At 60.1% G+C, this 14,142-nt stretch carries 10 protein-coding genes; all 10 read left to right on the top strand.

All coding sequences use genetic code 11. The features are described 5' to 3' along the window. Positions 1–4: 4 nt before the first annotated feature. The 10 genes from recG to smc all read left to right on the top strand — a co-directional run bounded on the left by recG (position 5) and on the right by smc (position 14,131). A complete protein-coding gene (recG, locus tag HII33_RS09605) occupies positions 5–2,038 on the top strand; it encodes an ATP-dependent DNA helicase RecG (protein WP_179395578.1) in 2,034 nt (677 codons plus the stop codon). A 74-nt stretch (positions 2,039–2,112) separates the two neighbouring features. Then, positions 2,113–3,114, top strand: a complete 1,002-nt coding sequence (gene plsX / locus HII33_RS09600) for a phosphate acyltransferase PlsX (RefSeq protein WP_179395577.1) — start codon at positions 2,113–2,115, stop codon at positions 3,112–3,114. A gap of 71 nt (positions 3,115–3,185) precedes the next feature. Then, a complete protein-coding gene (gene acpP, locus HII33_RS09595) occupies positions 3,186–3,428 on the top strand; it encodes an acyl carrier protein (RefSeq protein ID WP_179395576.1) in 243 nt (80 codons plus the stop codon). A 321-nt stretch (positions 3,429–3,749) separates the two neighbouring features. Further along, a complete protein-coding gene (locus HII33_RS09590) occupies positions 3,750–4,769 on the top strand; it encodes an oligopeptide/dipeptide ABC transporter ATP-binding protein (protein WP_179395575.1) in 1,020 nt (339 codons plus the stop codon). A 3-nt stretch (positions 4,770–4,772) separates the two neighbouring features. Then, a complete protein-coding gene (locus tag HII33_RS09585) occupies positions 4,773–5,723 on the top strand; it encodes an ABC transporter ATP-binding protein (RefSeq protein ID WP_179395574.1) in 951 nt (316 codons plus the stop codon). A gap of 3 nt (positions 5,724–5,726) precedes the next feature. Next, complete coding sequence (opp4B, locus tag HII33_RS09580) at positions 5,727–6,689, top strand: oligopeptide ABC transporter permease (protein WP_179395573.1); 963 nt, start codon at positions 5,727–5,729, stop codon at positions 6,687–6,689. An 18-nt stretch (positions 6,690–6,707) separates the two neighbouring features. Next, on the top strand, positions 6,708–7,619 hold the full coding sequence (locus tag HII33_RS09575; protein WP_179395572.1) for an ABC transporter permease: 912 nt from the start codon (positions 6,708–6,710) through the stop codon (positions 7,617–7,619). Positions 7,620–7,913: 294 nt separating this feature from the next. Further along, entirely contained in the window at positions 7,914–9,710 is a 1,797-nt protein-coding gene (locus tag HII33_RS09570; RefSeq protein ID WP_179395571.1) for an oligopeptide ABC transporter substrate-binding protein, read from the top strand. A 153-nt stretch (positions 9,711–9,863) separates the two neighbouring features. Further along, a complete protein-coding gene (gene rnc / locus HII33_RS09565) occupies positions 9,864–10,571 on the top strand; it encodes a ribonuclease III (protein WP_179395570.1) in 708 nt (235 codons plus the stop codon). Between the two features lie 5 nt (positions 10,572–10,576). Further along, positions 10,577–14,131, top strand: a complete 3,555-nt coding sequence (smc, locus tag HII33_RS09560; RefSeq protein ID WP_179395569.1) for a chromosome segregation protein SMC — start codon at positions 10,577–10,579, stop codon at positions 14,129–14,131. The last annotated feature ends 11 nt before the right edge of the window (positions 14,132–14,142 follow it).

The following is a 14,142-nucleotide window of genomic DNA, read 5'->3' as shown; positions in this document are numbered from 1 at the left end:
CGGGATGCTAGCCGACCCATTGACGGCGCTCCCGGGCGTCGGACCGAAGCGCGCCGAGCAGCTGGCGACGCTGGGCCTCGAGACGATCGGAGACCTGTTGTTCTACTTCCCGTTTCGCTACGATGATCTGCAGGTCAAGGATCTGGCGGAAGCGGCCGATCAAGAGAAGATCACGCTCAAAGGGGTGATCGTCGCCCCGCCGATCGTCACCCGCGTCGGGGCGCGCAAGACGCGGCTGAACGTCAAGCTGCAGGTCGACCATGCCGTGGTGCTGGTCACTTTTTTCAACCAGCCGTGGCTCAAAGACAAGTTCGAAGAGGGCATGGCCGCCGCAGTCTACGGCAAGTGGGACGCCAAGCGGCACACGATGACAGGGATGAAGGTGCTGGCGACGCAGACTGAAGCGGCGCCATCGCTGGCGGGGATCTACCCGACGAACAAACACGTCCGCCAGAGCACGCTGGTCGAGCTGGTCCAGACGGCCTACGCGCAGGCGTCAGCGGAGATCGGCAACGTCGTCCCCCAGGCGTTGCGGCAGCGGTTCCGTCTGCTGAGTGACGCCCAGATCGTGCACGGCATGCACTTTCCCGACTCCCTGCAGGAGGCCCAGGCCGCGCGGCGGTCCGCGATCTTCCGTGAGTTCTTCCTGTTCGAATGCCAGATTCAGTCGCTGCGTGCGGACAATCAGCAGGCCGCCAACGGCCTGGCGATCCCATACGACAACCAGGCGCTGCGGGCCTTGATCCAGACCCTGCCATTTGCGCTGACTGGGGCGCAAAAGCAGGTGGTCAACGAGATCTGCGCGGACCTGCGCGCGCCGCGGCACATGAACCGACTGCTGCAAGGGGATGTTGGCTCGGGTAAGACGGTTGTCGCGGCGATCGCGATGTACGCGGCAGTCACGGCGCGCTATCAGGCTGCATTGATGGTCCCAACGGAAGTGTTGGCTGAGCAGCACTTCGCGAAGCTGACCAAGCTATTCGCGGAATTCCCCGTCAAGCTGGCGCTTTTGACCGGGTCGACGACCGCCAAGGCGCGCCGGCCGATCCTTGACGGCCTGCGCAGCGGCGAGATCGATCTCGTGATCGGGACCCACGCGCTGATCCAGACGGCGGTCGACTACGCGAACCTCGGGCTCGTCGTGATCGACGAACAGCACCGCTTCGGGGTCAACCAGCGCCGGATCTTGCAGGAAAAAGGGCTCAAGCCCGACCTGCTGGCGATGACCGCGACGCCGATCCCCCGGACGCTGGCGATCACGGCCTACGGGGAGATGGATGTCTCCAGTATCACCGAGCTGCCGGCCGGCCGCCAGCCGATCACGACCACTTGGGTGCGCAAGAACCAGCTTCGCTCGGCGATGACCCGGGTGCAACAGGAACTGTCGGCGGGGCACCAGGTGTTTGCGATCACCCCGCTGATCGCTGAGTCCGAGAAGATCGACCTGCAAAACGCGGCGCAACTGTTCACTGATCTCTCGCAGGCGTTTCCCCAGTGGCACGTGGCACTTCTGCACGGACAGATGAAGTCGGACGACAAAGAGGCGATCATGCGCGCCTTCAGCGCCAACGAGGTGCAGCTGCTGGTCTCGACCACTGTCGTCGAAGTCGGCGTCGACGTGCCTAATGCGACGGTGATGATGATCTACGATGCAGACCGCTTCGGCCTGGCGCAGCTGCACCAACTGCGCGGCCGCGTCGGGCGCGGCCAGGCCGCCGCCTACTGCATCCTGATCGCAGACCCCAAAAACGATACTGGCGTCGAGCGGATGGAAACGATGGTCGCGACCACCGACGGCTTCAAGCTGGCCGAGAAGGACCTTGAACTGCGCGGGTCCGGGGATATCTTCGGCGATAAGCAAAGTGGCCTGCCGGCCTTCAAGGTCGGCGACCCGGTCGCCGATTTTGCCACCCTGACCGCCGCACAGCAAAGCGCCGCCGCCTTGTTCAAGGCGGACCCAACGCTGAACGCTGCGGAATATGCCCCGCTACGGGCGTACCTCGCGCGGATGCAGCGGCAGGTCGGGCGGCTGGACTGACCGTCACGGTTGCTTTTTGGTCGGGATTGGCGCACAGTGGACCTATTAGACACACGACAAAGGAGTGGTTGGAAGTGAAAATTGCCGTAGACGCCATGGGTGGCGACCACGCCCCCGAAGTGGTGATCGCAGGAGTCGAGCGCGCGCGCGATGAGTTGCGCGATGTCGAGTTCTTGCTGTATGGGGATGAGACGAAGATCCGCCCGTTGCTGCACAGCCCGGCGCAGATCACCGTGATCCACACGACGGAGAAGATCGAGAGCACGGATGAGCCAGTTCGCGCGATCCGCCGCAAGAAACAGGCCTCGATGGTGCTAGCGGCCCAGGCGGTCAAAAGCGGGGCCGCTGATGCGGTCTTCTCCCTCGGCTCGACCGGCGCGTTACTGGCAGCAGGCCTGTTCATCGTCGGCCGGATCCCGGGGATCGACCGGCCTGGCCTGATGCCAACGCTGCCGACCGTCGACGGGCGCGGCTTCGTCATGCTCGATGTCGGAGCCAACGCCGATAACCGCGCCTCGCAGCTCGTGCAGTACGCGGTGATGGGCAACTTTTACGCCCGGGACTTGCGCGGGGTGGCGTCGCCGCGTGTTGCTCTGTTGAACAACGGGACCGAGCCGAACAAGGGCGATTCGCTGCACCAGGAGACCTACCAGCTCCTGAGTGAGCTGCCTGGGATCGTGTTCGTCGGCAACGTGGAATCTGACGCGCTGCTCCAAGGCGTCGCCGATGTCGTCGTCACTGATGGCTTTACCGGCAACGCGGCCTTGAAGGCGATCGAAGGGACGGCCAAGTCGATCATGCGGCTCGTCAAGCACGCAATCATGGACAGCGGGGTCAAAGGCAAGCTCGGCGGCCTGCTGCTCAAGGGCAGTATCCGCGGAATCGCCGACACCTTCGACGTCTCTAGCTATGGTGGGGCGGTGCTTCTTGGGCTCAAGGCCCCAGTCGTCAAGGCGCACGGTGGGGCGGATGCCGATGCGGTCTACTACACGATCAAGCAGGTCGCCGCGATGGTCGCCAACGGCACGGTCGCCAAGAGCGTGGACTACTTCGCCGCGCACCGCAGCGCGGAGTAGGAACGGTCTAGACAAATTCGGCGCTATCGGGTATGCTAGAGGGCGTCGAAAAAATAAGGAGGAGCCGTGTCATGACTGAGCAAGAAGTATTTGGCAAGATCGCCAGTCTGATCGAGGATCACTTCCAGATCCCCGCAGACAAGATCACCAACGAACTGAGCTTCAAGAAGGACCTCGACGCGGACTCGATCGATACGGTCGAATTCGTGCTCGAACTCGAGGACACTTTCGGGGCGGAGATCCCGGACGAAGACGCCGAGCACATCGAAACCGTCGGCGATGCCGTTCAGTACGTCCTGAACCACCAACAATGACTGTCAATCAGGCCCGCCTGCATCCCTCTGGGAGCAGGCGGTTTTTTTGACGTTCGGCGGCCCAAACGCGTCAATGCAGACACTTGTTCGCGATCTCGAGACAGGTTAGGCCCCCTGTACGATGATTACAGAACGGTGAGCCCCCCGGACCGAAATGAAAAATACCCCGCGGCGGCATGAAAAGGCTTACGAAGACGCGGTTGGCCTTGCAAAGCGGCAAAGTCTTATATATAATGATTCATAAATTCATTTGAAGTCTAATCTTGCTCTCATCTTCGAGTTTCAGCACCACGATTCGGAGTCAGCAAAGGGGGAGTCTATGTGGAAAAACCAGAAGATCTGCTTTTAGATATTCAACATCTTCACACCGCATTCCGAGTCGGCGACGACTTTTTTGATGCGATCGACGATGTCAATCTCACGTTACGCAAGGATGAAATCTTGGCGATCGTGGGGGAGTCCGGGTCCGGTAAAAGTACCCTGGCCACCAGTATCATCGGGCTACACAATCCGCTCAACACGCGGGTGACCGGTGATATCTTGTACAACAACCTGAACTTGGTCGGCTTGAACGAGCCGATCTACAACCGGATCCGTGGTAACGATATCGGTATGATCTTCCAAGATCCGCTGGCGGCTTTGAACCCGCTGATGCGGATCGGCGACCAGATCGCCGAGACCCTCGTCTACCACACGAAGATGTCGAAAGAAGAGCGCGATGCGCGTGTTCTGGAACTGCTGGCGCAAGTCGGCATCCCGAACCCCCAGCGGGTCTTCCGTCAGTATCCACACGAACTGTCTGGTGGGATGCGGCAGCGGATCGTGATCGCGATCGCGATCGCCTGCAAGCCGCCGATCATCATCGCCGATGAGCCGACCACCGCGCTGGACGTAACGATCCAGGCGCAGATCCTGGATTTGTTGCGCGACATCCAGACCGAAACGCACTCTGGGATCATCCTGATCACCCACGACCTCGGTGTCGTGGCCGAAACAGCCGACCGCGTGGCGGTCATGTATGCCGGTCAGATCGTCGAACTCGGGACGGCGCAGGATGTCTTCGAGCACCCGACGCACCCGTACACGCGTAGCCTGCTCCGGTCGATGCCTCAGGCGGACTCCGACGACGACGAGCTGCACGTGATCCAAGGGGTCGTACCGTCTTTGAAGAACATGCAGGTGAAGGGGTGCCGTTTTGCTGAACGGATCCCGTGGATCCCAGCCGACGCACATGAGGCGGAGCCACACATGCACGAAGTGGGACCGGACCATTTTGTCCAGTGCTCGTGCTACAAGACGTTCCACTTCGAAGACGAACCAGCGACGACCACGGAGGGGTAGCTTATGGCATTAATTGAAATTCGAGATCTTAAGATCCACTACCCGATCCGTAGCGGGTTCTGGAACCGCGTGACGGACCACGTGCTGGCCGTCGACGGGGTCAACTTCGACATTGAAGAAGGGGAAACTTACGGGCTGATCGGGGAATCCGGTTCCGGGAAGTCGACGATCGGTAAGGCCATCGTCGGCTTGGAGCCGGTCACCTCGGGGCACATCTTCTACAAGGGCGAAGACATCACCAAGGCGAGCAACCGCAAGCGCCTGCAGTACAACAAGGACGTTCAGATGATCTTCCAAGACTCCTTGTCCAGTCTGAACCCGCGCAAGCGCATCGAAGACATCATCGCAGAGCCAATCCGCAACTTCTCCAGCCTGACGCCGGATGAAGAACGGCGGCGCGTGCAGGAGCTGCTCGACATCGTCGGCATGCCATCCGATGCGATGTACAAGTACCCGCACGAATTCTCCGGGGGGCAGCGTCAGCGGATCGGCGTCGCCCGTGCCGTTGCGACCAACCCGAAGCTGATCGTCGCCGATGAACCCGTCTCGGCGCTGGACTTGTCCGTTCAAGCGCAGGTGCTGAACTTCATGAAGCGGATCCAGGAGCAGTACAACATCTCCTACCTCTTCATCTCCCATGACTTGGGGGTCGTCAAGCACATGTGTAAGGCGATGTCCATCATGCACCGCGGGCGGTTCGTCGAGATCGGCTCCCGTGAAGACATCTACAACGATCCCCGCCATATCTACACGAAGCGGCTACTCTCCGCGATCCCCGACATCAAGCCGGCCAACCGTGAAGCCAACCGTGAGAACCGCAAGGCGATCGAAGCGGAGTTCCGGGACGAAGAGAACCGCTACTACGACCAGAATGGCCGTGTCTACGACCTGCAGCAGATCACTGATTCGCACTGGGCGGCACTGCCAGAGCTGAAGAAAGATGAGGAGGCGTAGACTATGTGGAAAACCATTCTGAGACGATTTTTAGTGATGATCCCACAGTTGATCCTGCTGAGCGTCATGGTCTTCGTTCTGGCCAAGATGATGCCCGGGGATCCGTTCACGGGGTTGATCACACCGCAAACTGACCCGGCCCACATCGCCCAACTTCGGGCGCAAGCCGGGTTGAATGACCCGTGGTGGACCCAATACTTCCGGTGGGTCGCGAACCTGTTCCAAGGGGACATGGGCCAGAGCTACGCCTTTAAGCGGCCAGTCACCGGCCTGATCGGCGACCGGGCTGTGAACACCTTCTGGCTGTCACTGGTCACGCTGATCGTGGCGTACACTGTGGCGATCCCGCTTGGGGTCATTGCTGGGCGCTTCGAAGATTCCATGCGCGACAAAGTGATCCAGGTCTACACCTTCGTCCTGCTTGCCGTGCCGAGCTTCGTGTTCCTGCTGTTTGCCCTGTTACTGTTCGGGTACGTGCTGGAATGGTTCCCGACGTCGGGGTACGTGTCGCTTGAAGCAGACCCGGGGACCTTCGGGTACTTCTTGAGTCGCATCCAGCACATCCTGCTGCCGGCGATCACCGCCGGGTTACTGTCGACGTCTGGGACGATCCAGTACCTGCGCGCCGGGGTCATCGATAACACGAACGAAGACTTTGTCCGCACCGCCCGCTCTAAAGGGGTGCCGGAGCGCGTCGTCTTCTCCAAGCACATCCTGCGTAACTCCCTGTTGCCGATCGCGGCGTTCATGGGCAACTCCATCACAGGGTTGCTCGGCGGCTCGATCTTCGTCGAGACCATCTTCTCTTATCAGGGGATGGGGCAACTGTTCATCTCCTCCATCGGGACGCGTGACTACTCCGTGATCACCGCACTGACGCTGCTATTCGGCTTCCTCACGCTGCTGGGCAACCTGCTCTCAGACATCATCATGAGCATCGTTGACCCACGCATCCGTGTCGAGTAATGAAAGGGGGATATGACAATGGACAACAATGACAACCAAACGACGGCTGTAGTCGCCGAAATCAAACCATCGCCATCCGCCTTTCGGGTGATCGTGCGCGAATTCTTGAAGGACAAGGTGGCCATCGTCTCGCTGGCCCTGGCGTTGATCATCATGGTCGGGAGTTTCGTCTGGACGCTTTTCATCCCGAACGACCTCGTCACCTCGGTCAACATCATGGATCGCTACTTGGCCCCAGGGGTCAACGGTTTCATCCTGGGGACCGATGATGGTGGCCGTGACATCTTCTTGTACTTGGTCGTCGCCGCGCGCAACTCGATCTTCATCGGGGTCTCTGTGGCGGTCTTGAACGAACTGATCGGGATCGTCCTCGGGACGATCTCCGGCTACTTCGGCGGCCTCGTCGACAACCTGATCATGCGCGTCGTCGACTTCTGGATGGTTCTGCCAGGGAACCTGATCATCATCGTCCTGGTCACCATCGTGCCGAACTATAACCAGTTCAAGCTGATCGGGATCATGACGCTGTTCTCCTGGATGGGGACGGTCCGTCTGATCCGGTCGCAGGTCCTGTCACAGGGGCGGCGTGACTATGTCATGGCCTCCAAGACTTCCGGGACCTCGAACCTGCGGATCATGTTCGGCGGCGTGCTGCCGAACATCTCGTCAATCATCATCACCGACTTGACGCTGACCATCGCGAGCTCCATCGGGCTCGAATCCGGGCTGGCCTTCCTGGGCTTCGGTCTGCCGAACAACACCCCGTCGCTTGGGACGTTGATCGGGTATGCGACCCAGCCTGAGATCATCGTTGACCGTTGGTGGGTCTGGCTGCCAGCCGCGCTCTTGCTGCTGGTCCTGTCCATGTCGATCAACTTCGTCGGTCAGGCCCTCAAGCGCTCGGCGGACTCCCGTCAGCGCCGCGGCTAGGCGTTACAACTGAATTGGTTGCCGTGCATCTCGATGCACGGCATGCCTTAGCGGCGAGTCGGGCGACCGAACTCGCCGTTAACGCATGTCGAAGGGCATGATCCGGCGGGACGATCCACCGTCGAAGGGGCAATTTTGCGGCCTGAACGCATTTTTTGACGAAAATGAGACTAAATGGTGAAAATTAGTATTGACAATGTTTTTTAATTAGGCTATCATTTTGTTCACAGAAAGCGTTCAACCGTTGTGGATCACATAACTGTTGAGGGTTGGATATTTTAAGGGGGAAACTTCATGAAGAAGAAATCCGCATTTGGATATGTTACCCTTACCGCTGCACTGAGCATCCTGCTGGTTGCCTGTGGCGGCAAGAGTGACACGAGCAAGAACACCTCAAGTACCACCACCAAGAGCGTCAGCTTTGCGACGGCGTACAAGAGTGACAAGGCTGCCATCAAGGGCGGCACGATGAAGATCGGGGTCGCCATCGACCAGCCGTTCAAGGGGGTCTTCAGCGAACAGTACTACGATGACGCCTATGATGCTGACTTCATGGGCCCAGCAGCTGAATCCTTGTTCTCCACGGACAGCGAATTCAAGTTCACTAACGATGGGGCCGCTTCGATCAAGTTCGATAACGACGCTAAGACCGCGACCATCAAGATCAAGGACAACGTCAAGTGGTCTGACGGCCAGCCTGTGACCGCGAAGGACTACGAATTCGCCTACGAACAGGTCGCCAACAAGGACTCCGATACTTCCCGTCTGACCGGGGCGCTGTTGAACCTTGAAGGGTTGGAAGAATACAACGCGGGTAAGTCCGACAAGATCTCCGGGCTCGAGATGCCTGACGGTGAAAACGGCAAGACGGTTGTCCTGCACTTCAAGGAAATGAAGCCTGGCTTCACCCAGTCCGGTAACGGCTACTTCCTCGAAAGCGCTGCGCCGTACCACTACCTCAAGGACGTCGCGTTCAAGGACATGGTCAAGAGCGACAAGATCCGTAAGCACCCACTGTTCTTCGGGCCATTCGCCATCAGCAAGATCGTTGCGGGCCAGTCCGTTGAGTTCACCCCGAACAAGTACTACTACAAAGGGGTCGCGAAGCTCGACAAGATCACCATGGAAGTCGTTTCGACCTCCACGGCGGCGGCTGCGCTGAAGAACCACAAGTACGATACGGTCCTCAAAATGCCAACGACCACGTATGACAACTGGAAGAAAGTTCCGGGCTACGTCAACTTGGGTAAAGAAGAGCTGTACTACAGCTACATGGGCTTCAAGCTTGGGAAGTTCGATAAGAAGAAGAACATCAACGTCATGGACAAGAACGCGAAGATGAACAACAAGTCGCTGCGTCAGGCGATGGCTTACGCGCTCAACGAAGACGAAGTCAACAACAAGTTCTACGCTGGCGGCCTGCGGACCACCGCGAACACTCTGATCCCACCGATCTTCGGCAAGTTCCACTCCAACGCGAAGGGCTACACCCTGAACCTGGACAAGGCGAACAAGTTGCTTGACAAGGCGGGCTACAAGAAGGGCAAAGACGGCTACCGGACCGACCCAGACGGCAAGAAGCTGACCATCAACTTCGCCGCGATGTCCGGGAGTGAAGCCGCTGAAGCGATCGCTCAGAACAACATCCAGCAGTGGAAGAAGATCGGTCTGCGCGTTCAGCTGACCTCCGGGCGTCTGCTCGACTTCAACAACTTCTACGACAAGGTCCAAAACGACACCAAGGACGTGGATGTCTTCACCGGTGCATGGGGCGTTTCTTCCGAACCTTCCCCAGCTGACCTGTACTCCGCTGCGGCGCCGTATAACTTCTCCCGTTTCGTCTCTGACGAAAACACGAAGCTGCTTGATGACATCGACTCCGAGGCTTCCCTGGATGAAGCACACCGTGTTGAAGCCTTCAAGAAGTGGCAAGATTACGCCCTTGATCAGGCCTACGTTGTGCCACTGCAATACAGCATGACGGTATCGCCAGTCAACAAGCGCGTCAAGAACTACAATGTCTCCTACGGCTCCGAAGGGACCCAATGGCAAGACATCCAGCTTACTGCTGATTCTCCAGCAACCAAGTAAGCGTGACGAGAACACCCGCTGAATGCGGGTGTTTTTGTGTGCGCTGATTCAGTCGTCAATGCCACGGAATTGGCGGGGTGAGTGGCATTTGGGGTGGTCGACTTGTATAATAGTGAAGAATAGTGCGCATCAATGCACGGAGGGGGATTACACATGGTTGCATCAGAGTTCGTGAGTGAACTGCGGCAGCGCTACGGGATCGAGTTTCGCGATCTGGCGTTGCTCGACGAAGCCTTCACCCACTCCTCGTACGTGAACGAACACAAGGAACTTGGGCTCAAGGACAATGAACGTCTGGAGTTCCTGGGCGACGCGGTGCTCGAGCTCACGGTATCAGATTATTTGTACCGCCACTTTCCTGACCTGCCAGAAGGCAAGCTGACCCGCATGCGGGCGGCGATCGTGCAGACCAAGAGCTTTTCTGCGTTTGCCAAAGAGGCCCACTTCGATCAGTACATCAAGTTGGGCAAGGGCGAGGAAAATGCCGGTGCGCGGCAGCGCAAGACGCTGCTCGAGGACCTATTCGAGGCCTTCAACGGCGCGTTGTACCTCGATCAGGGGCGTGAAGCGAACATCCACTTCGCCGAGCAAGTGATCTTCCCGAAGATCGATGCCGGCGAGTACGCGGCGAACATGGACCACAAGACGGCACTGCAGGAGTTCGTGCAGCAAAACGGGGAGGTGCTGATCGCCTACCGCCTCGTGGCCGAAAGCGGCCCGGCGCATGACCGACAGTTCAAAGTCGAGGTGACGGTGGACGGCGAGGTGCTGGGCACCGGGCTCGGGAAGAACAAGAAGGCGGCCGAGCAAGCGGCGGCCAACGACGCACTGTTGCGACTCCAATCTAATGCGAGTGAGTGAATCGAATGCAATTAACACATCTCACGATCAACGGCTTCAAGTCCTTCGCGGATAAGACTGAGATCGAGTTCGTTTCTGGACTGACCGGCATCGTCGGGCCGAACGGGAGCGGGAAGAGCAACATCACCGAGGCGATCCGTTGGACGCTCGGGGAGCAAAGCGCCAAAAGTCTGCGCGGGGAGAAGATGGGCGACGTGATCTTCGCCGGCACCGCTGCGCGGCCACCGCTGAACCGGGCGGAAGTGGCGATGACCTTCGATAACGCAGATGGGTACCTCAAGAATCAGCCGGCGACCGTCACTGTGACCCGCCGGCTTTATCGTGATGGGGAGTCCGACTTTCTGATCAACAACCAGAACGTTCGCCTCAAGGACATCGTCGATCTGTTCATGGATTCGGGCCTGGGCAAGGAGAGCTTCTCCTTCATCTCTCAGGGGCGCGTCGAAGCGATCTTCAACTCGAAGCCAGAAGACCGGCGTGGCATCCTCGAAGAGGCCGCCGGCGTCTTGAAGTACAAGCTGCAGAAGCAAAAAGCCGAAAAAGAGCTACGCGAAACCGACGATAACCTCGATCGCGTCAACGACATCATCACCGAGCTGCACCACCAAGTGACGCCGCTGGCGGAGCAAGCCTCGCTGGCCCGTGACTTCGAGCGGCAGACGGCGGATTACACGCGGGTCCACAAGTCGATCCTGGCGTTGGAGATCCAAGCGCTGGCGGCGGAGCAGACGACCACGCAGCAGCAGGCGCAGGTGACGCACCAGACCGTCGCGGCGCTGACCGAGCAGGCCAAGCGGCTAGAGGACAAATCGGAAGGCCTGACGGCGCGCGATCAGGCGCTGGAAGCCGAGCTGAACCAGGTCAACGATGAGCTGTTGAGCCAGTCGATGCGGCTCGAGAATCTGACCGGTGAGGCGAACCTGTCGACTGAACGGGTCAACAATGCCCAGGCGACGCTGAGCGAACTGCAGACGCAACTCGACACAGCGAAGACGCAAGTCGCTGGCGCGTTGGCGCGGCAGGCAGACCTGCACGACCTGCAGGCGACGCAAAAAGCCAAGGTCAAAGCGCTGACGACGCAGCTCAGTGGCTTAGATGAGGCCGCGCAGAGCCCGGCCGAGCTCAACGCGCAGCTGGAGGACGCGCAGAGCGCGTACATCGACCTCCTGCGTCAGCAAGCGGATACGCGCAACGCGCTGAATGCGGCCAAGAAGGACCAACAAGTTGCCGAATCGCAGAATCAAGCCGAGCATCAGCGGATCCAGGAGCTGAACCGGCGGGTGACCGCGCAACAGGCAGCCGTTGACGACTTGACCGCCACAGTGGCCGACTTGCACGCGCAGGCTGAAGCGGCCCAGACGACGCACGCCAGCGCGCAAGCGGCGGCCGAAGCGGCGCAAGCACGTTACGCCGACGCCCAAGAGCGCTATGCGCAGGCCGGGACGCTCTATCAACGAGCTAAGTCGCGTTACGAGACGCTTCAGGAGCTTAAGGACGACTACGCCGGCTTCTTCTCCGGCGTCCGGGCCGTGCTGAAGCACAAGGCGGACCTGCCTGGCGTGATCGGGGCGGTCGCCGAACTCCTGTCAGTGCCAGCCGAGTACCAGCAGGCGCTGGATGTCGCGCTGGGGGGCAACCTGCAGGCAGTGGTCACCACCACCGAACAGGCAGCCAAGCAGGCGATCGGCTACCTCAAGCAGACGCGTGCTGGCCGCGCGACCTTCTTGCCGACCGCCGTCGTGCGGCCACGCTCACTCCCTGAATCCACCGTGCGTGAACTGACCGGCCAACCCGGCTACGTCGGGGTCGGGGCCGAGCTCGTGCGCTTCCGCGAAGAAGTTGGCAGCGTGATGCGCAACTTGCTGGGCAGTCTGATCGTGGCCGAGACGCTGGACGCTGGCATCCGGCTCGCGAACCTGACCGCTCACCGCTACCGGATCGTGACACTGGATGGCGACATCTTGACCCCAGGCGGGGCGATGACCGGGGGCCAAACCAAGAAGCAGGGGAGCTCGCCGCTCGCCCGCACGCAGGAGGTCACCGAGTTGCGTGCGCAGTTGCGGCAGATGCAAGAAGCGCTGACGCAGCAGCAAGTCAAGCTTGGTGAGTTGCGATCTGCCCTCGCCGCGGCCCAAGCGGCGGCCACCCAAACGCAGGCGGCCTTGCAGGCGGCGCAGGCCGCACACACGGCGCAGGCCGCCCAGCTCGAGGCGCAGACCGACAGTCTGACGCAACTACAGCGTCAGCGTAAGGCGTTGCAGCTCTCGGTCGACGGTGGTGAAGACTACGCCGGCCAGATCGAGACGTTGGCCAGCCGGGCGAGCGAGCTGGAAGCCGTGATCAGCGCCAAGCAGGCGACGATCGATCAGGTCAAGCAGGCGCTCAGTCAGGCCAGCCAGGACGCGTCTGTCACTCAGGCCGAGCTCAGCCGGTTGCAGACGGAGCTGGCGGTGCTCAAGAACGATCAGAAAACCACGGCGACACAGCTCGGCCAGTGGAACGAGACGCTGGTGGCCAACCGCCAGGCAGTCGAGCAGCTGACCACGCGGATCGCGAAGATCCAACAAGACGCGCAGTCCAACGCCCACGACAAGGAAGACCGCGCCAAGGCGATCGCCGCCCTTGAGGCCAGCACCAAGCAGCTCCGGGCGACGCAAGACCGGGTGACGAAGGCCAAAGCGGCGAACCGCGGCGAACTCAGTCAGGTCTCCGCGCAGATCACCACCACCTATACCCAACAGCACCAGGCAATGGCGGATTCCGAACAGCAAAGCGTCAGCCTTAACCGGATCAAGATCAACTTGGAGAACCGGCTGAGCACACTGGCCGAGACTTACCAGCTGACTTACGAAGCTGCGCTGGCGGCGACGTCGGACCAAGCCGCTGATCTGCCGGTGCTCCGCTCTCAGCTCAAGCTGCTCAAGCGCGGGTTGGATGAACTCGGACCGATCAACCCCAATGCGGTCGCCGAGTACGAGAACGTCAAGACCCGCTATGATTTTCTCACCAAGCAGCAGACGGATCTGCTCGACGCGAAGCAGCAGCTGCTCGACACGATGGGCGAGCTGGACGAGGAGGTCAAGGTCCGGTTCAAGGAGATGTTTGACGCGACCAACGCGGCTTTCATGGATATTTTTCCCCGGATGTTCGGCGGCGGCGCCGCCCACCTGTCGCTGACCGACCCGGATGACTTGCTGAACACCGGCTTGGAGATCTCGGCGGAGCCGCCGGGCAAAAAGCTGCAGCGCCTGTCCCTGCTGAGCGGGGGCGAGCGCGCGCTAACGGCGATCGTGTTGCTGTTTGCGATCTTGCAGGTGCGGCCGGTGCCGTTTTCGATCCTCGACGAGGTCGAGGCCAGTCTGGATGAAGTCAACGTCAACCGCTTCGGGGAATTCCTGAAGCATTACAGCTCTGACACTCAGTTCATCGTCATCACCCACCGCCGCGGCACGATGCTGGCGGCCAATATGCTCTACGGCGTGACGATGCAGGAATCTGGGGTGTCCAAGATGGTCGCGGTCTCGCTGGACCAGCTCGCGACCGATCAGAAGCACGCCTGACAAGGAGGCCC

The sequence above is a fragment of the Lacticaseibacillus absianus genome (assembly GCF_013407595.1).
Lineage (GTDB): Bacteria > Bacillota > Bacilli > Lactobacillales > Lactobacillaceae > Lacticaseibacillus > Lacticaseibacillus absianus.
The sequence above is the reverse complement of the archived record's forward strand: the minus strand, read 5'-3'. Positions and strand labels throughout refer to the sequence as shown.